This is a genomic window from Streptomyces endocoffeicus, assembly GCF_016741935.1.
Classification (GTDB): Bacteria; Actinomycetota; Actinomycetes; order Streptomycetales; family Streptomycetaceae; genus Streptomyces; species Streptomyces endocoffeicus.
The window spans coordinates 66,645-84,821 of the sequence record NZ_JAERRG010000012.1 but is presented as its reverse complement, the minus strand read 5'-3'; the positions used below and the strand labels follow the sequence as shown (position 1 = coordinate 84,821).

Below are 18,177 nucleotides of genomic sequence, written 5' to 3'. Positions count from 1 at the left end.
CCGCCCCGACCCGCGAGCGATCCGAGGTACGAACGTGTCCGTGCAGCCCAGCCCCGACCACGCGGCCGGCGCCGCCGTCAAGGCCGCCGACCGCGCGCATGTCTTCCACTCCTGGTCCGCGCAGGGCCTGATCGACCCCCTCGCCGTCGCGGGCGCCGAAGGCTCGTACTTCTGGGACTACGACGGCAACCGCTACCTCGACTTCTCCTGCCAGCTGGTGAACACCAACATCGGCCACCAGCACCCCAAGGTCGTGGCCGCGATCCAGGAGCAGGCCGCGAAGCTGTGCACCATCGCGCCGGGGTTCGCCGTGGACGTGCGGTCCGAGGCGGCGCGGCTGGTGGCCGAGCGCACCCCCGGTGACCTCGACAAGATCTTCTTCACCAACGGCGGCGCCGAGGCGGTGGAGAACGCGGTCCGCATGGCCCGGCTGCACACCGGCCGCGCCAAGGTGCTCTCCGCCTACCGCTCGTACCACGGCGCCACCGCCGCCGCGATCAACCTCACCGGCGACCCCCGCCGCTGGCCCTCCGACACCGCCTCGGCGGGTGTGGTGCACTTCTGGGCGCCGTTCCGCTACCGCTCGCCCTTCCACGCCGACAGCGAGCAGCAGGAGTGCGAGCGCGCGCTGCGCCACCTCGAGGACACCATCGCCTTCGAGGGCCCGCAGACCATCGCCGCGATCATCCTGGAGACCATCCCCGGCACCGCCGGGATCATGGTCCCGCCGCCCGGCTATCTGGCCGGGGTCCGGGAGATCTGCGACCGCTACGGCATCGTGTTCATCCTGGACGAGGTCATGGCGGGCTTCGGCCGCACCGGCCACTGGTTCGCGGCCGACCACTTCGGCGTCACCCCGGACCTGCTGACCTTCGCCAAGGGCGTCAACTCCGGCTATGTGCCGCTCGGCGGCGTCGCGATCTCCGCCGAGATCGCCGCGACCTTCGACCAGCGCCCCTACCCGGGCGGGCTCACCTACTCCGGCCACCCGCTGGCCTGCGCCTCGGCCATCGCGACGATCAACGCGATGGCGGAGGAGGGGATCGTGGAGAACGCCGCCGCGATCGGGGAGAACGTGATCGGCCCCGCGCTGCGGGAGATCGCCGAGCGCCACCCCTCGGTCGGCGAGGTGCGCGGCCTCGGTGTCTTCTGGGCGCTGGACCTCGTCAAGGACAAGGAGACCCGCGAACCGCTCGTGCCGTACAACGCGGGCGGAGCGGACAACCAGCCGATGGCCGACTTCGCGGCGGCCTGCAAGCGCGGCGGTCTGTGGCCCTTCGTGAACATGAACCGCACCCATGTCGTGCCGCCGTGCACCGTCACCGAGGCCGAGGCCAAGGAGGGTCTGGCGATCCTGGACGAGGCGCTGAACGCGGCCGACGCGCACACGGCGTAGCGGCCGCCGGTACCGGCTTCCGGGCGCTGCCCGTTTGCCCCCTGGCCGGCGCCCGACCGCCGCCCGACGGCTGCCCGGTGTAGACCACCGCCGCACTCTGCGTGTTCCGCGCAACGGCCCTCGCATATCGTGATGCGAGGGCCGTCCGCTTTCTTACACCGACGGCCGTGGAAGGAGACGGTCCTCGATGCCCGTGCCCGGCACCAGCCCGGTCAAGCGGAACACCCTGCGGCAGCAGATCGCCGACGCGCTCTGTGACGAGGTGCTCGCGGGCAGGCTCCCTGCGGGGCGCCAGTTCACCGTCAAGGAGATCGCCCAGCAGTACGGCGTCTCCGCGACCCCCGTCCGGGAGGCGCTGCTGGACCTGTGCTCCCAGGGGCTGCTCGATGTCGAGGAGCACCGGGGCTTCAGGGTCCACGAGTTCACCATCGAGGACTTCCGGCACATGGTGGACGCCCGAACGATGGTGGTGGAGGGCGTCTTCCGGCACTACGGCGACCGGTCCCTGAGCACCATGACCCCGCAGGCGCTGGCCTCGGTGCGGCGGCGGGCCGAGGAGGCCGAACGGGCCGCCCGCTCCGGCGATCTGGACATCCTCATCGGCTACGACCTGCGCTTCTGGCGGGAGATCTGCGGGCTGGTCGGCAATCCGTACGTGTCGGACTTCCTCCAGCGGCTGCGGGTGCAGACCTGGGTGTTCACGGTGCCGTACCTGCGGCGCGTACCCGATCTGCGGGGTGTGCTGTGGACGGGGCACTGCGAGCTCACGGCGGCGGTCACCCGGATGGATCCCCATGACTCGGAGCGGCTCATAGCGGCGTACAACGCGCATTTCCGTGCGCTGATCGAGCGGTTGGTGGCGGGGGAGGAGACGCGCTCGCGGAACCGGACGGGGACCGAGCCGGAAGTCAACTCCCCCTGATCTCCCCCTGAACTCTTCGCGAACTCCCCCTGATCCATGGACCCCGGCCCCCCAGGGCCGGGGTCCTGCACTCTTCGCGCCGCGTACGTGGGGCATTACGCTGGGCCGACCATCGACCCAACGGATACGAGAGTGAGATCGCGTGGCATGTGACCTCTGGCTGGTCCCCCTCGTCGATGTGCTGTGCCACAGCCCCGACAACCCCTTCGCCGAAGAGATCGCCGCGTACGACAAGGCGCTCAGTGATGCCGGTCTGCCGCCCGTGCCCGTCTTCAGCTATATGCCGGGTCTCTCCGGGGATGTCGCCCCGGTGGCCGGTTTCGACTACGACGCGCTGCACTTCCTCCGCCGTGCCTATCTGCTGCAGATGTGCGGACTCGCGGTGACGCCGGTGGACGAACTCGGCGGGGACTACGAGCAGTTGCTGGAGATGTTCGAGCCCACGGCCCAGCAGTCGCATCTGGTGTGGCACTACGACCACGCGGGCGCGTACGTCCCCGTCGACTTCCAGAGTCCGCTGTCCAACGACGAACTCCTCGAGGGCGGCGGCCCGTTGGGCTCCAGCCATGGACTGCTGCGCGAGCTGGAGGCGGTCGCCCCGGCGCTCGGCATCGACCCGTCCAACCCCCCGGCCGCCCCCGCGCCCCCGGCCCGCCCCACGAGCCTGGAGGAACCGGCGGCGTCGGTCCCGTACGAGGACAGCCCCTTCGCGCGGGAGCGCCATGTGTGGCTGGGCCTGCACGCGGCGGCGACGCGCAGCCTCGGCCAGGGCTCGATGATCGTCTTCAGCTGACCACCGGGCTGGCTGCCGGGCTGATCACCGGGCTGACCGCCGGGCTGACCGCCGTCTCCGGGAGGCCCCGCGGCCGTCCTCGGCGAGGTCTCCGACGGCCCCGCGGCCGTCCTCAGCGGGGCGGCTCGGGAGGACGCTGCCGCGGCATATTGGGCCGGGCGGGGCCCGGCGGCAGCGGAAAGCGGCTCGCGGGGCTCCCGCTGTCCGGGCGGGAGCCCTGGGCCATCAGCGACTGCGTGACCAGCGGCGCGGAACCGGACCCGAAGTCCGCCATCCAGCCCGCCGTCTCGGCCCGCACCAGCTCCGACACGTCCTCGCAGAACCGCCGCAGCACCGACAGACACCGCTCCACGGCCTCGCTCGCGGTGCCCTCGGTCGGGCCCAGCACCTCCCGCACGCTCTCCGACGCCCAGTCGAACTGCAGCGCCTCCAGCCGCCGCCGCACCGCCTGCGCCGTGGCCACGTCCCGCATCCAGCCGGACGTCAGCCCGAAGAACCGGTCGGCGCCGACGCACGCGACCGCCAGCAGCAGCGCCAGCGCGCCCCATCCGGCGCCGCCGTCCAGCGTTCCGTTCAGATCCAGCAGCGGCAGTACGGCCCCCACGACGCCCGCCACCGCGGCCCCCGCCCGCAGCACCCGGGCGGCCCGCCGCTTCCACACCCGGTCGGCGAGGTACCACCCGGCGACCTCCAGCGCGCCCTCCTCGACCCACTGGTACAGCTCGTCGAGCCGCTCCGCGGGCTCCCCCCAGTCGCCGTGCGGGAAGGGCCGGCCGAGCAGGTCACCCTGTTTCCTCGCGCCCTCCTGCCGAGGGAGCCCCTCGGGCTGCATCTCCGGCTGACTCACCGTGCGACTCCCTCTGCGGCGGCGTTTCTCCTGCGTGCGGCTGACACGCGACCACCATTCCTACCGCCGAACGGCTGGCCACGAGGACTCGATCACCGGATTTCAGCCCGTAAGGGCTGCCCCATCGGGTATAGGACCGCCCACTCCTCACCCAAAAGAGTGCCCCCGCTCACGGCGCGGGGCCCGCACGGGGCTCCCGGCCGAACCGCGCCGGACGCCCCTGGACCGCCCTCGCATCGCGTTCGGACCGCCACCGGACCACCCTCGCACCGCCACCGGACCGCCCTCGCACCGGCCTCGCACCGCCCTCGGACCGTGCCGCGGCCCCCGCCGCACAGTGCCCGCCGCCCCAGGCAATAGGCTGCCTACCGTGAAGGTCCTCGTCATCGGCGGCGGCGCCCGCGAACATGCCCTGTGCCGCGCTCTCTCCCTCGACCCCGACGTCACCGCACTGCACTGCGCCCCCGGCAACGCCGGCATCGCCGAGGTGGCCGAGCTGCACGCGGTCGACGCGCTCGACGGTGCCGCCGTCGCCGACCTCGCCGCCTCCCTGGGGGCGGGCCTGGTGGTCGTGGGGCCGGAGGCCCCCCTCGTGGCGGGGGTGGCCGACGCCGTGCGCGAGCGCGGGATCCCGGCCTTCGGGCCGTCCGCGGAGGCCGCGCGGCTCGAGGGCTCCAAGGCGTTCGCCAAGGACGTGATGGCGGCGGCGGGCGTGCCCACCGCCCGCGCCTATGTGTGCACCGGCCCCGCCGAGGTCGACGAGGCGCTGGACGCCTTCGGCCCGCCGTACGTCGTCAAGGACGACGGCCTCGCCGCGGGCAAGGGCGTCGTGGTGACCGAGGACGTCGAGGCCGCCCGCGCACACGCGCTGGCCTGCGGCCGGGTGGTGATCGAGGAGTTCCTGGACGGCCCGGAGGTCTCCCTCTTCGCGATCACCGACGGCGAGACCGTGGTCCCGCTCCAGCCCGCCCAGGACTTCAAGCGCGCCCACGACGGCGACGAGGGCCCGAACACCGGCGGCATGGGCGCGTACTCCCCGCTGCCCTGGGCGGACCCCGCCCTGGTGGACGAGGTCGTGGCCACGGTCTGTCAGCCCACCGTCGACGAACTGCGCCGCCGCGGCACGCCCTTCTCCGGGCTGCTGTACGCGGGCCTGGCGATCACCTCGCGGGGTGTGCGGGTGATCGAGTTCAACGCGCGCTTCGGCGACCCGGAGACCCAGGTAGTGCTGGCCCGGCTGAAGACCCCGCTGGCCGCGGTGCTGCTCGCCGCCGCCACCGGTCGTCTGGAGGCCGAGCCGCCGCTGCGCTGGAGTGACGGCGCGGCCGTGACCGTGGTCCTCGCCTCGCACAACTACCCGGACACCCCCCGCACCGGCGACCCGATCACCGGGCTGGACGAGGTGGCCGAGAAGGACGGCCCCAAGGCGTACGTCCTGCACGCGGGCACCAAGCGGGACGGCGCGTCCGGTGCGGTGGTGAGCGCGGGCGGCCGGGTGCTCTCCGTCACCGCGACCGGCTCCGACCTGGCGAAGGCGCGCGAGCGGGCGTACCGCGCGGTGGGCCGGATCGGCCTGGAGGGCTCCCACCACCGCTCCGACATCGCGGCGAAGGCGGCCGCCGAAGCGGATTCGTAAGCAGCGCCGGGGACGGCTGTAAGAAGTGTCTCAACCGGGGGCTCGAGCGGACCGGTGAACGGTTCGGAAGGCCGATTCGGGCCGCTTCGGCCTGTTCACACGGGGCCCGGCGTCGCCATCGCGAAGTTCCCGGTTTTACCCAAGGCCATTCCATTGGGTGAGCGGTTCCGCATCCTGCTGACGCACGCCCGGCCCCCAACTAGTGTGCCGCTCAGGCGAGGTGCGGCAACTGGCCCACCGGCATTGCGGAGTCGGCGGCCGGTGCGACAGTGGGTGGGGAGAAAACAACGCCGCCGTCGTCCGCTGTTCAAACACCGGCCGGACAGTAGGGGGTGATGAGAACCGTGGCAGGTCCCGAAGCAGGTGCCCTGGTGGCGCGTGCCCGCGCCCTCGCGGTACTGCGCATCCGGAGCACCGCGCTCGCGGTCGCACTCCTCCCGGCCGCCGCCGCCGTCGTGCTGCTGGCCGGAAGTGCCACCGGCAGCATCGGCGGCTCCCAGGACGAGGGCTGGACGGCCCTGCGCTGGGCGGTGACCGGGTGCGCCCTGGTGGTCCTGCTGCTGGCGGCGGCCGTCGCCGCCGTGGTCGTCCGGGCCAGGCCCGCGCTCACCCCGACGGTGCCCATCGCCGAGGAAACGGCGCCCGACCTCTACCAGCTGGTCCGCGATCTGGCCGAGCGGCTGGAGGTCCCCGCGCCCTCGGCCATAGCGCTCACCCCCGACTGCGACAGCTGGCTGGAGGACCGTACGCATCCGGCGCACGCCCACCGCGGGGAGCGCCGGGACCGCGGCGCCCTGGCGGTCGAGGAGCCCCGCCCGGTGCGCGGCACCGGAGGGCCCGGCCCGGCGGCCGGCGCCGACCGGGTCGTGGACCGCCCCGACCGGCGCGTCCCGCGGGCGCCGGTGCTGGTGATCGGCTCGCCGTTCCTGTGGTGGATGCGGGTCGCCGAGCTGCGCGCGCTGCTCGCCCCTGTGGTGGCGGGCACCGGCCCGTCCGTCCACCCCGACATAGCCTCCGCCCGCCGCTTCGTGCGCGGGTTGGACGCCGCCGTGGCCGTCGCGGCCCGTGGCGGCGAGCCGTCGTCCGGGCCCGCGTCCGCCCTGGTGGCGGCGGTGCGCCGGCCCGCGTTCGGCTTCGTCGGCTGGGTGGCCCGGCTGCTGCTGCGCGGCTGCCGGGACCAGGCGGCCGAGATGGAGCGCGCGGTCGCCGCGGCCGCCTCGGAGCGGGCCCAGACGGTCGACTACGGGCTGCGGATCGTCGCCCAGGAGCAAGTGGGCCTCGCCTACGCGGGCTGGGACCGGCTGCTGACCCGGGTCGCGCTGCCCGCCTGGCGGATGGGCCGCTGGCCCTCCCGGCTGGACGCGGGCGTGGTCTCGGCGCTCACCGAGCTCTCCCGCCGCGACCGGCTCGCCGAGGGATTCACCTCCCGGCTGAGCGAGCGCCCGGCCTGTGACCTGCTGGAGGAGCCCGGGGTGATTGACGAGGCCACCTCGCTGCTCGCCGCCCGCCTCTTCCACGGCGGCCCGCCGGAGCCGGGCCCCGACTGGTCCCCGGTCGACTGGGGCGCGTATCCGGAGGAGGTCGTGGACCGCAAGTGGCGGCAGGAGGCCGCCCGGCTGAACCGGCTCCTGGACGAGCGGGACGACGCCCACGAGCCCATCGGCGCCGCCCCCGCCCCGGCCCGCGCGAGCGGGCCCGCCCCGGCCACCCTGGCCCGGGTCATCGACCGGCTCACCGGGGCCCCGGCCGACCCCGCCGACGGTGCCGACGGTGCCGACGGCGGCGCCCCCCGCCTCGCCGCCCGGCTCAGCGTCGAGGTGGCCCGGGAGGAGGCCGCCGCCACCCGGGCGCACGGCCAGGGCCCCGCGGCAGGGGCCGAGGGGCCCGCGGGCGGCTCCGGCGGCGATCCGTGGATCGACGGCTTCGCCCCGGCGTTCCCGCTCCAGCCGCCCCGCACCGGCCGGGAGCTGCTCGCCGACCATGTCACCGCCATGGTCTGCTGCGCCGCCGTGGACACCGCGGGGGCGGTCCCCGGCCTCGACTGGCTGGACGGGCCCGCGCTGCTCGTCGGCGGGCGGCGGCGGGCCGATCTGGCCCATCCGGTGCTGAGTCTGGTGGAGGACGGCGACGACGGGCCGCTGCGCGCATGGCTCGGCGAGGTGGGCGTCCGCCCGGAGAAGCCCCTCCGGCTGGTGTAGCGGCGCCGAGTCCGCCGAATACCGCTCCTATGTCCACCCTTGTCGCGCGATCGGTGTCTGTTCCGGCAATTTAGCGACTATCGGTGACGGAGTAGGTGCGTAATGTGATGTGCTTGGACCGGTCGCTGTTGCCCGGCCCAGGAGTTCCGGCCCAACCGGTCAGAACCGCAGGACCGGCCCCGCAGCCCGGCCCACAAGGCCGGACCCGCGGCGGTGCGGTGTGCGAGGACAGCGAGGCGAGGCGCCGCCGGGTAACGCAGGGAGGGGAGCAGTTGTGGGGACGGACCAGATCCGGCGCTGGGAGTCGGGAGCGCTCGCTCACGCGGTGACGGATCCTTTCGGCCAGGGCCCGCTGCCCTGGCTGCGCGACAGTGAGAACTACTTCGACGACACCGGCCGGGTGGTCCCGTGGTACGTCGACGACGTCCATCTCTCCGGGACCGACGTCCGGGCGGCCGGGCGGATCGACGCGAGGGGCACCGCCAGGATCCCCGGACCCCGCACCGCCGACGATGTCCACCGGCAGATCAAGGGCTTCCCCTCCACCTCCGCGGCGGCCCCCGGCGAGGCCATCGACTTCCGCATCACGGTGGACCCGCCCCAGCAGTTCAGCGTGGACATCTACCGCATCGGCTACTACGACGGCACCGGCGCACTGAAGATCACCACCAGCCCCCGGCTGTCCGGGATCGTCCAGCCGCCCCCGCTCACCGCCGACCGCACCGTCTCCTGCCACCACTGGTGGCTGTCCTGGCGGATGCAGATCCCCTCGTACTGGAAGCTCGGCGCGTATGTCGCGGTGCTGACCACCCTGGACGGCTACCGCAGCCATATCCCCTTCACCGTCCGCGACAGCCGCCCCGCCGACCTCCTCCTCGTCCTCCCGGACCTCACCTGGCAGGCGTACAACCTCTACCCGGAGGACGGCCGGACCGGCGCCAGCCTTTACCACGCCTGGGACGAGCGGGGAAAACTGCTGGGCGAGTCGGAGGCGGCCACCACGGTCTCCTTCGACCGGCCGTACGCGGGCGCGGGGCTGCCCCTCCACGTGGGGCACGCCTACGACTTCATCCGCTGGGCCGAGCGCTACGGCTACGACCTGGCCTACGCCGAGATGCGCGACCTGCACGCGGGCAGCGTCGACCCCACCCGCTACCGGGGGCTGGTCTTCCCCGGCCACGACGAGTACTGGTCGGCGCCGATGCGCCACACCGTGGAGGCGGCCCGCGACAGCGGCACCTCGCTGGTCTTCCTCTCCGCGAACACCATGTACTGGCAGGTCGAACTCGTCCCCTCGCCCTCCGGCCCGGCCCGGCTGCTGACCTGCCGCAAGCGCCGCGGCCCCGGCCGCTCGGCGCTCTGGCGGGAGACCGCGCCGGAGCAGCAGCTCATCGGCATCCAGTACGCGGGCCGGGTGCCCGAGCCGAGCCCGCTGATCGTGCGCAACGCCGGCCACTGGCTGTGGGAGGCCACGGGTGCGGAGGAGGGCGACGAGATCCCCGGCCTGGTCGCGGGCGAGGCCGACCGCTACTTCCCCCGCACCGCCCTCCCCGACCACCTCCGCCGCACCCTCCTGGCCCACTCCCCGTACGAGGACACGGAGGGGGTGATCCGCCACCAGGAGACGTCGCTGTACCGGGCCCCGAGCGGTGCGCTGGTCTTCGCGTCCGGGACGTTCGCGTGGTCGCCCGCGCTGGATCGCCCGGGGCATACGGATGAGCGGGTTCAGCGGGCGACGGCGAATCTGCTGGATCGGATCTGCAAGCGGGGCTGACGGCCTTGCCGCCTGCGGCGGACTGTTCCCCCTCCCCGCCCCTTCCCGAACGATGGGCTCCGGCCCTGGATCCGGGGGCGACGAGTCGATCGTCGCCGTGATCAGCTCACTGGCCAGGTACCGACTGCGCCGGCTGCGGCGCGGTGGTCGGGCCGCGGGTCGGTGAGCGGGAGGGCCAGGGGCTCCGCGGGACGGGCGGCGAGGGCGTGAGCATCTGCGCCGGTGGGGTGTTCGCGGTCGGCAGGTCGGCAGGCCGGCACGTCGGCGTGGCGGATGGCCGGGCGCCCGCCCGCGCCCGCCCGGGTCGTCCGCCCGGGTCGTCCGGCCGGGGTCTGGGGCGGAGCCCCCACGCGGCGGAGCCGCACATTGACGCTGTGAGGGAAGGGGCGGGGAGGGGAACAGCCCGCCGCAGGCGTCGATCCGCCGGAGCCGCCCCTACGCCACCGGGGCCAGGGACGGGGCCTTCCGTACGCCGAACCGATGGCGTAGTGCCGACAAAGCCGCCAGGTAGCCGCACATCCCATGGACCCCCGGCCCCGGCGGGGTCGCCGATGAGCAGAGGAAGAGGCCGGGCAGCGGGGTGCGGTACGGGTCGAGGCGGGGCACCGGACGGGCGAGGCTCTGCCGGATCGTCATCGCGCCCGAGCCGATGTCCCCGCCCACGTCGTTGGGGTCGTACGCCTCCAGGTCCCGCCCGGACATCCCGCGCGCCGCGAGCACCGTGTCGCCGAAGCCGGGGGCGTACGTCTCGATCCGGGAGCGGATCAGCTCCACCGGATCGGTGTCGTCGCCGTTCGGCATATGGGCGTAGGCCCACACCGGGCGCCTGCCGGGCCGGGCGCGTCCGGGGTCGGTGACGGCCGGGTCGACGAGCAGCACGAAGGGCGCCCGGCTGCGGACCCCGCGCGCGGTCCGGTTCTCCTCCCGGACCAGCTCGGCATGGGTGCCGCCCAGGTGTACGGTCCCGGCGCGGCCCACGGCGGGGTCGGCCCACGGGATCGGCTCGCTCACCAGGAAGTCGGCCTTGGCGGCGGCCGGACCGTAGCGGAACCGCCGCAGCGCCCTGACGTAGCGGTCGGGCAGCGCGCGCCCGGCGATGTCCAGCAGCCCCGGAACACCGGTGTCGAGCAGCACCGCGCGATACCCGTCCAGCTCACGGAGGTCGCCGATCGCGCGCCCGGTGTGGAAGGTGCCGCCGTGCGCGGTGATGTCGTCCACCATGGCCTCGGCGATCCGGGCGCTGCCGCCGCGCGGCAGCGGCCAGCCGGGGCCGTGGGCCAGATGCCCGAGCAGGGCCGCCACCGCACCGCCGGGCAGGCTGGGCAGTTCGCCCACGGCATGGGCGGCGACCCCGGTGAGCAGGGCGGGCGCCGCCGCACCGGTGAAGCGGGCGGCACCGAGCCCGGTGCCGTGCACGAGGATCCGGGGGGCCAGCAGCAGCGGTGCCACCGGATCGCGGGGGAGGGCGCGCTGCCCGGAGAGGATGAAGTCGACCACGCCCTCGCTGTGTCGTACCAGCGGCGCCATCAGCCGCCGCCAGCGCTCCCCGTCCGGGCCGAGCCCGGCGCAGGTGGTCCCCAGATCGCGGTGGGCGAGCGCGGCGCGGCCGCCGTTCAGCGGATGGGCGCAGTCCAGCGGATGGCCGCCGTCCAGCGGATGGGCGTAGGAGACCTCGGGCGTCAGCAGCTCCACCCCGCGCGCGGCCAGGCCGAACTCGCGGAAGAAGCGGGAGGCGGGCGCCATGGGGTGGACCGCCGAGCAGATGTCGTGGGCGATCTCCGGGTCGAAGAGCGGCTGGGTGCGCAGTCCGCCGCCGATGTCGGCGGCGGCCTCGTACACCGCCACCCGCAGCCCGGCGCGGGCCAGGGTGACGGCGGCCGCGAGCCCATTGGGCCCGCTGCCCACGATCGCCGCGTCGGCCATCCGGCACCTCCCCACCGCCCCCATCTGTGTCCTATCGCACGAGTTCCTCGTACGACGTGTTCGAACCGGCCGGAAGCGGAACCCGGGGCGCCGCACCCCCGCGGCCCCGCGCCCCGCCGCAGGTCGCCGCCGTTCAGTGCGGCAGAATCGAGGGGGCTTGGACAAAAACACCAGGAGGAAGCGTGTCCGGATTCGTTGAGAAGCCCGAGCCGGTCGAGGTTCCGGGCCTTCAGCACCTGCACACCGGCAAGGTGCGCGACCTCTACCGGAACGAGCGCGGTGAGCTCGTCATGGTCGCCAGCGACCGGATGTCCGCCTACGACTGGGTCCTGCCGACCGAGATCCCCGACAAGGGCAAGATCCTCACCCAGCTCTCCCTCTGGTGGTTCGATCTCCTCGCCGACCTCGTCCCCAACCACGTCCTGTCCACCGAGTTGCCCGTCGGCGCCCCCGCCGACTGGGAGGGCCGGACCCTGGTGTGCCGGTCGCTGCGGATGGTCCCGGTCGAATGCGTGGCGCGCGGCTATCTGACCGGCTCCGGCCTGGCCGAGTACCGCGAGACCCGTACGGTGTGCGGAATCGCCCTCCCCGAGGGGCTGACCGACGGCTCCGAGCTGCCCTCGCCGATCTTCACCCCGGCCACCAAGGCCGCGGTCGGCGAGCACGACGAGAACGTGGCGTACGAGGAGGTGGCCCACCGCATCGGCGCCGAGCCCGCCGCCCAGCTGCGCCAGGCCACCCTCGCCGTCTACAACCGGGCGCGGGAGATCTCCCGGGCGCGGGGGATCATCCTCGCCGACACCAAGTTCGAGTTCGGCTACGCGAAGGCGACCCTCGGCGTGGAGAGCGCCGAGCCGGTGCTCGCCGACGAGGTACTGACCCCGGATTCCTCCCGCTTCTGGCCCGCCGACCAGTGGGAGCCCGGCCATGCGCAGCCGTCCTTCGACAAGCAGTACGTCCGCGACTGGCTGACCTCCCCGGCCTCCGGCTGGGACCGCACCAGCGAGCAGCCGCCGCCCCCGCTCCCGGCGGAGGTCGTCGAGCGGACGCACGCGAAGTACGCGGAGGCTTACGAGCTGCTGACCGGCACCAGCTGGAAGTAGGCCGCGGGCCGAGAGGCACGGAAGAAACGACAAGAACGACCAAGGGCCCCGACCGATCGGTCGGGGCCCTTGCGTTCCCTGAGCGGACGACGAGGCTCGAACTCGCGACCTCAACCTTGGCAAGGTTGCGCTCTACCAACTGAGCTACGTCCGCCTGCGCCGGACTTTTCCGGTTCGACGCGCCTCTACTATAACCAAACCCTCGACCGGTGAACTACCACCCCGACCGCCGAGCCCGCCCCAGGGCCACTCCGAGCGGCCCTGGGGACGCCCGGCGGACCGTAACGCCTACGGCGGACCGTTCCCCTCCCCGCCCTTTCCCGACACTCGACGACATGCGGCTCGCCGCGTGGGGCCCTCCACTCCGGACCCCGGCCGGACGGCCGGGATGTGTGCGGGCGCCCGCCCGGTCATCCGCCGCCGTGTCGGCGTGTCGGCCGCGATCAGCTCACCGGTGCAGGCGTTCACGCCCTCGCCGCCCGCCGCGAGCAACGGCCGTCTCGCGGACGCCCTGGCCCCCTGCTCACTGGTACCCGCTCACCGGTCGGCCGCTCGACCATCGCGGCGACGGTCGGCTCGTCGCCCCCGGGGGCCAGGGGGAGCGGAGTCGGGGCTCCGCCCCGGACTCCGGCCGGACGGCCGGGATGTGTGCGGGCGTCCGTCCGGTCATCCGCCGCCGCGTCGGCGTGCCGACTGCGATCAGCCCGCCGGTGCAGGCGCCCGCCGCGAGCAACGGCCGTCTCGCGGACGCCCTGGCCCCCTGCTCACTGGTACCCGCTCACCGGTCGGCCGCTCGACCATCGCGGCGACGGTCGGCTTGTCGCCCCCGGGGGCCAGGGGGAGCGGAGTCGGGGCTCCGCCCCGGACCCCGGCCGGACGGCCCGGATGTGTGCGGGCGCCCGCCCGGTCATCCGCCGTCGCGTCGGCGTGCCGGCCGCGATCAGCCCGCCGGTGCGGGTGTGCACCTCGGCGACCGTCGGCTCGTCGATGCCCGGGGTCCAGGGGCGGAGCCCCTGGTAGCGGGAAGGGGCGGGGAGGGGAAAGACCCGCCGGGGCCCGCTCGAGGTACCGGCGCCCCGGCCGACCGTGGCTGGTCACGGCCATCGTCATCGTCATCGTCTGAACAGCGACCCGACTCGCCGTCTCTGAACAGCGATCCGACCCGCCGTCACATTCCAGGCAGCACGCACCCGTTGCGACGACACGCACCCGAAAACGCCTAAGGCGCCGGTCGATTCGACCGGCGCCTCAGATCTGGAGCGGACGACGAGATTCGAACTCGCGACCCTCACCTTGGCAAGGTGATGCTCTACCAACTGAGCCACGTCCGCATGCCTCCGACCGGCTTTCACCGATCGGCGCGCGCATCACTCTACCTGATCCTCGTCAAGAGGACGCCGATAGGCGATGAGAGCGGGTGACAGGGATCGCACACTGCGCCTCCCCCTTGGAAAGGGGGCGCTCTACTACTGAGCTACACCCGCATGGTGTCTTCCTCGGGGTTTCGGCCTTTCGGCCTCGCCCCTCGGCGTGCTCCAGACTTTAGCGGACCACCCGGGGTGGTGTGCAACTCGGCTGAACGGGTGCCTCTACAGGTGCCTCAACGGATGCCTCGGATGAACGGGCGCCTCAGGCCGACTCGTCGAAGGCTTCGTAGACCTTCTTGGGGATCCGGCCGCGCGGAGGCACCTCCATGCCGTTCGACCGGGCCCAGGCACGCACCGCGGCCGGGTCCGGGGCGACGGCGGTACGCCGGTACGTCTTGCCCGAGCGGGCCCGCTTGCGGCCGGCCTCGACGTACGGTGCGAGGGCGTCGCGCAGTTTCGACGCATTGGCAGAGTTGAGGTCGATCTCGTACAACCTGCCGTCGAGTCCGAACGTGACCGTCTCTTCCGCTTCGCCTCCTTCGAGGTCGTCGGAGAGCGTGACTACTACGCGCTGCGCCACGGATATCGGTCCTTTCGGGCTGCATCGTTGCGTTGACGTGCAAAGATGTCAGCTGTCCAGTTGTGTCCAACAATGCTTTTTCATTTGTACAGTGACTGGCATTGCATTGTGAACCCCAGTAATTCCATCCGCGTGTCACGCCGCGATCGGGACCGTACGTTTTTCCCCGACCTTTCCCCGCCAGTTGCCGCCGACGATGCTTAAACGTGACCGAACCCTTGCATATCTACTCGCGTAGATTTTTGGCCGGGGTAGGCTTGGGCACCGCCTTACGCACCAGCACCACACCACCGGGAGTGCCAGTGGCACGCGTCGTAGTCGACGTCATGCTCAAGCCGGAGATCCTCGACCCCCAGGGCCAGGCGGTGCAGCGAGCACTGCCCCGCCTCGGTTTCGAGGGGATCGCCGACGTCCGCCAGGGCAAGCGCTTTGAACTCGAGGTGGAGGGCCCGGTCGATGACGCCGCCCTCGCCCGTATCCACCAGATCGCCGAGACTTTTCTGGCGAACACCGTGATCGAGGACTTTTCCGTAAAGGTCGAGGCCGGCGAGGGTGCCGATGCCACCGCCGTGAAGGCGGAGTCGTGACCGCACGCGTCGGAGTCATCACCTTCCCCGGCACGCTCGACGACCGCGACACCCAGCGCGCGGTCCGCACCGCCGGACTGGAAGCCGTACCGCTGTGGCACCGCGACAAGGACCTCAAGCAGGTCGACGCGGTGATCTTGCCGGGCGGCTTCTCCTATGGCGACTATCTGCGGGCCGGAGCGATCTCCCGCTTCTCCCCGGTAATGGACTCGGTGATCGACCAGGCGAAGGCCGGTATGCCGGTGCTTGGCATCTGCAATGGCTTCCAGGTACTCACCGAGACCCATCTCCTCCCCGGTGCGATGCTGCGGAACAACCATCTGCACTTCATCTGCCGTGATCAGAAGTTGCGAGTGGAAAACGCGGAGTCGGCCTGGACGCGCTCCTATGAGCGGGGTCAGGAGATCAACATCCCGCTGAAGAACATCGACGGCCGCTATGTCGCCGATGAGCGCGTCCTCGATGAACTCGAGGCCGAGGGACGCGTCGTCTTCCGCTATCAGGAGCTCAACCCCAACGGTTCGCTCCGCGACATCGCCGGTATCTGCAATGCGGCGGGCAATGTCGTCGGTCTCATGCCCCACCCCGAGCACGCCGTCGAACCGCTGATCGGCACCGGTCGCACCGACGGTCTCGGATTCTTCACCTCGATCCTCAAGAGGCTGGTCAGCGCATGACCCTGGACACCACCAAGCACGCGGCGCAGACCCCGGAGGCCGAGCAGCCCTGGGCCGAGCTCGGTCTCAAGCAGGACGAGTACGAGCGCGTCCGCGCCATCCTGGGCCGCCGCCCCACCGGCGCCGAGCTCGCGATGTACTCCGTCATGTGGTCCGAGCACTGCTCGTACAAGTCGAGCAAGGTCCATCTGCGGCAGTTCGGTGAGAAGGCCCCCGAGAACGACGCCCTGCTCGTCGGCATCGGCGAGAACGCGGGTGTGGTCGACGTCGGCCAGGGCTACGCGGTCACCTTCAAGGTCGAGTCGCACAACCACCCCTCGTACATCGAGCCCTACCAGGGCGCGGCCACCGGCGTCGGCGGCATCGTCCGCGACATCCTCGCCATGGGCGCCCGCCCGGTGGCCGTGATGGACCCGCTGCGCTTCGGCGCCGCCGACCACCCCGACACCAAGCGGGTGCTGCCCGGCGTGGTCGCGGGCATCGGCGGCTACGGCAACTGCCTGGGCCTGCCCAACATCGGCGGCGAGGTCGTCTTCGACCCCTGCTACCAGGGCAACCCGCTGGTCAACGCGTTGTGCGTGGGTGTGATGAAGCATGCGGACATCCACCTCGCCAAGGCGTCCGGCACCGGCAACAAGGTGATCCTCTACGGCGCCCGCACCGGCGGCGACGGCATCGGCGGCGTCTCGGTCCTCGCCTCCGAGACCTTCGACGACAGCAAGCCCACCAAGCGTCCCGCCGTCCAGGTCGGCGACCCCTTCCAGGAGAAGCTGCTCATCGAGTGCACCCTGGAGGTCTTCAAGGAGGACCTGGTCGAGGGCATCCAGGACCTCGGCGGCGCGGGCCTGTCCTGCGCCACCAGCGAGCTGGCCAGCGCCGGCTCCGGCGGGATGCGGGTCGAGCTCGACACCGTGCCGCTGCGCGACTCCTCGCTCTCCCCCGAGGAGATCCTGATGAGCGAGTCGCAGGAGCGCATGTGCGCGATCGTGAAGCCCGAGAAGGTCGACCGCTTCCTGGAGATCTGCGAGAAGTGGGACGTCATCGCCACCGTCATCGGTGAGGTCACCGACGGCGAGCGGCTGGAGATCTACTGGCACGGCGAGCAGATCGTGGACGTCCCGCCGCGCACCGTCGCCCACGAGGGCCCGGTCTACGAGCGCCCTTACGCCCGCCCCGAGTGGCAGGACGCCCTCCAGGCCGACGACGCGGGCAAGCTGCCGCGCCCGGCCACGGCGGAGGAGCTGCGCGAGCAGATCCTCAAGGTGATCGGCTCCCCGAACCAGTCGTCCAAGTCCTGGATCACGGATCAGTACGACCGCTTCGTGCAGGGCAACACGGTCCTCGCCCAGCCCGAGGACTCGGGCATGGTCCGGGTGGACGAGGAGACCGGCCTCGGCGTGGCCGTCGCCACGGACGGCAATGGCCGCTACGCCAAGCTGGACCCGTACGCGGGGGCGCAGCTCGCGCTCGCCGAGTCGTACCGCAATGTGGCCGCGTCCGGCGCCAAGCCGCTGGCCATCTCCAACTGCCTCAACTTCGGCTCGCCGGAGGACCCCGCGGTCATGTGGCAGTTCGCGGAGGCCACCCGCGGGCTCGCGGACGGCTGTCTGACCCTGGGCACCCCGGTCACCGGCGGCAATGTGTCGCTGTACAACCAGACCGGGGAGGTGGCCATCCACCCCACGCCGGTCGTCGCCGTTCTCGGCGTGATCGACGATGTGGCCCGCCGCACCCCGATCGCCTTCGCGGAGGAGGGCCAGCTCCTCTATCTGCTGGGCGACACCACGGCGGAGCTGGGTGGCTCGGCCTGGTCCCAGGTGATCCACGACCACCTGGGCGGACTGCCGCCGAAGGTGGACCTGGAGCGGGAGCGGCTGCTGGCCGAGATCCTGATCTCGGCCTCGCGCGACGGCATGGTGGACGCGGCCCACGACCTGTCCGACGGCGGTCTGATCCAGGCGCTCGCCGAGTCGTGTCTGCGCGGCGGTAAGGGCGCCCGGATCGTCGTCCCCGACGGTCTGGACCCCTTCGTCCTGCTGTTCTCCGAGTCCGCGGGCCGCGCGATCGTCGCCGTACCGCGCAGCGAGGAGGTCCGCTTCAACGACATGTGCGGGGCGCGGGGGCTTCCGGCGGCCCGTATCGGCGTGGTCGACGGGGACGCGATCGACGTCCAGGGGCAGTTCTCCATCCCGCTGGCCGAGCTGCGGGAGTCGTACGAGGCGACGATCCCGGGTCTGCTGGCCTGAGGACTGCACTGAGGGCTGCACTACTGAGGACTGCACTGAGGACCGGTGGCCTGAGGACCGGCCTGAGAACGCATGCCGTACGGCCCGCCCCCCGACGTCGGGGGGCGGGCCGTACGGTCCGTTCGGGC

Annotated in this window: 13 protein-coding genes and 3 tRNA genes; 10 read left to right on the top strand and 6 right to left on the bottom strand. The window is 72.6% G+C overall.

Going from position 1 to position 18,177, the window contains the following annotated elements:
- The first annotated feature begins 34 nt into the window (after nt 1–34).
- The 3 genes from JK364_RS27700 to JK364_RS27690 all read left to right on the top strand — a co-directional run bounded on the left by JK364_RS27700 (nt 35) and on the right by JK364_RS27690 (nt 3,111).
- Complete coding sequence (locus JK364_RS27700) at nt 35–1,396, top strand: aspartate aminotransferase family protein (protein ID WP_201854046.1); 1,362 nt, start codon at nt 35–37, stop codon at nt 1,394–1,396.
- Between the two features lie 187 nt (nt 1,397–1,583).
- Entirely contained in the window at nt 1,584–2,318 is a 735-nt protein-coding gene (locus JK364_RS27695) for a GntR family transcriptional regulator (protein WP_201854045.1), read from the top strand.
- Nucleotides 2,319–2,460: 142 nt separating this feature from the next.
- On the top strand, nt 2,461–3,111 hold the full coding sequence (locus JK364_RS27690; RefSeq protein WP_201854044.1) for a putative DNA-mimic protein: 651 nt from the start codon (nt 2,461–2,463) through the stop codon (nt 3,109–3,111).
- 112 nt (nt 3,112–3,223) lie between these two features.
- Here the strand turns inward: JK364_RS27690 and JK364_RS27685 are convergent, their stop codons facing one another.
- Complete coding sequence (locus JK364_RS27685; protein WP_201854043.1) at nt 3,224–3,958, bottom strand: SLATT domain-containing protein; 735 nt, start codon at nt 3,956–3,958, stop codon at nt 3,224–3,226.
- A gap of 370 nt (nt 3,959–4,328) precedes the next feature.
- On the opposite strand from JK364_RS27685, the gene purD reads away from it, so the two are divergent.
- The 3 genes from purD (at nt 4,329) to JK364_RS27670 (ending at nt 9,566) form a co-directional block, all read left to right on the top strand.
- Complete coding sequence (gene purD, locus JK364_RS27680; RefSeq protein WP_201854042.1) at nt 4,329–5,594, top strand: phosphoribosylamine--glycine ligase; 1,266 nt, start codon at nt 4,329–4,331, stop codon at nt 5,592–5,594.
- A gap of 335 nt (nt 5,595–5,929) precedes the next feature.
- Nucleotides 5,930–7,792, top strand: coding sequence for a hypothetical protein (locus JK364_RS27675; protein WP_201854041.1), 1,863 nt, complete (start codon nt 5,930–5,932; stop codon nt 7,790–7,792).
- 274 nt (nt 7,793–8,066) lie between these two features.
- On the top strand, nt 8,067–9,566 hold the full coding sequence (locus JK364_RS27670; RefSeq protein WP_201854040.1) for a N,N-dimethylformamidase beta subunit family domain-containing protein: 1,500 nt from the start codon (nt 8,067–8,069) through the stop codon (nt 9,564–9,566).
- Nucleotides 9,567–10,001: 435 nt separating this feature from the next.
- On the opposite strand, the gene JK364_RS27665 is transcribed toward JK364_RS27670, so the two are convergent.
- Nucleotides 10,002–11,489 carry a phytoene desaturase family protein gene (locus JK364_RS27665; protein ID WP_201854039.1) on the bottom strand — a complete coding sequence of 496 codons (1,488 nt, stop codon included), beginning with the start codon at nt 11,487–11,489 and terminating at the stop codon, nt 10,002–10,004.
- 182 nt (nt 11,490–11,671) lie between these two features.
- On the opposite strand from JK364_RS27665, the gene JK364_RS27660 reads away from it, so the two are divergent.
- Nucleotides 11,672–12,592: a phosphoribosylaminoimidazolesuccinocarboxamide synthase gene (locus tag JK364_RS27660; protein ID WP_201854038.1), complete on the top strand. Its 921-nt coding sequence runs from the start codon at nt 11,672–11,674 to the stop codon at nt 12,590–12,592.
- An 81-nt stretch (nt 12,593–12,673) separates the two neighbouring features.
- Here JK364_RS27660 and JK364_RS27655 read toward each other — a convergent pair.
- The 4 genes from JK364_RS27655 to JK364_RS27640 all read right to left on the bottom strand — a co-directional run bounded on the left by JK364_RS27655 (nt 12,674) and on the right by JK364_RS27640 (nt 14,539).
- Nucleotides 12,674–12,746 (bottom strand) — tRNA-Gly (locus tag JK364_RS27655).
- 1,101 nt (nt 12,747–13,847) lie between these two features.
- Nucleotides 13,848–13,923 (bottom strand) — tRNA-Gly (locus JK364_RS27650).
- Nucleotides 13,924–14,004: 81 nt separating this feature from the next.
- Nucleotides 14,005–14,076: transfer RNA gene (locus tag JK364_RS27645), tRNA-Gly, on the bottom strand.
- Between the two features lie 145 nt (nt 14,077–14,221).
- Entirely contained in the window at nt 14,222–14,539 is a 318-nt protein-coding gene (locus JK364_RS27640) for a histone-like nucleoid-structuring protein Lsr2 (RefSeq protein WP_020869683.1), read from the bottom strand.
- A gap of 296 nt (nt 14,540–14,835) precedes the next feature.
- Between JK364_RS27640 and purS the strand changes: the two genes are divergently transcribed.
- The 3 genes from purS to purL are packed head-to-tail and all read left to right on the top strand — an operon-like array spanning nt 14,836 to nt 18,049.
- Nucleotides 14,836–15,126, top strand: a complete 291-nt coding sequence (gene purS, locus JK364_RS27635; RefSeq protein ID WP_121825304.1) for a phosphoribosylformylglycinamidine synthase subunit PurS — start codon at nt 14,836–14,838, stop codon at nt 15,124–15,126.
- A complete protein-coding gene (gene purQ / locus JK364_RS27630) occupies nt 15,123–15,803 on the top strand; it encodes a phosphoribosylformylglycinamidine synthase subunit PurQ (RefSeq protein ID WP_201854037.1) in 681 nt (226 codons plus the stop codon). Before purS ends, purQ begins: the two co-directional genes overlap by 4 nt.
- Nucleotides 15,800–18,049: a phosphoribosylformylglycinamidine synthase subunit PurL gene (gene purL / locus JK364_RS27625; protein WP_201854036.1), complete on the top strand. Its 2,250-nt coding sequence runs from the start codon at nt 15,800–15,802 to the stop codon at nt 18,047–18,049. Before purQ ends, purL begins: the two co-directional genes overlap by 4 nt.
- The last annotated feature ends 128 nt before the right edge of the window (nt 18,050–18,177 follow it).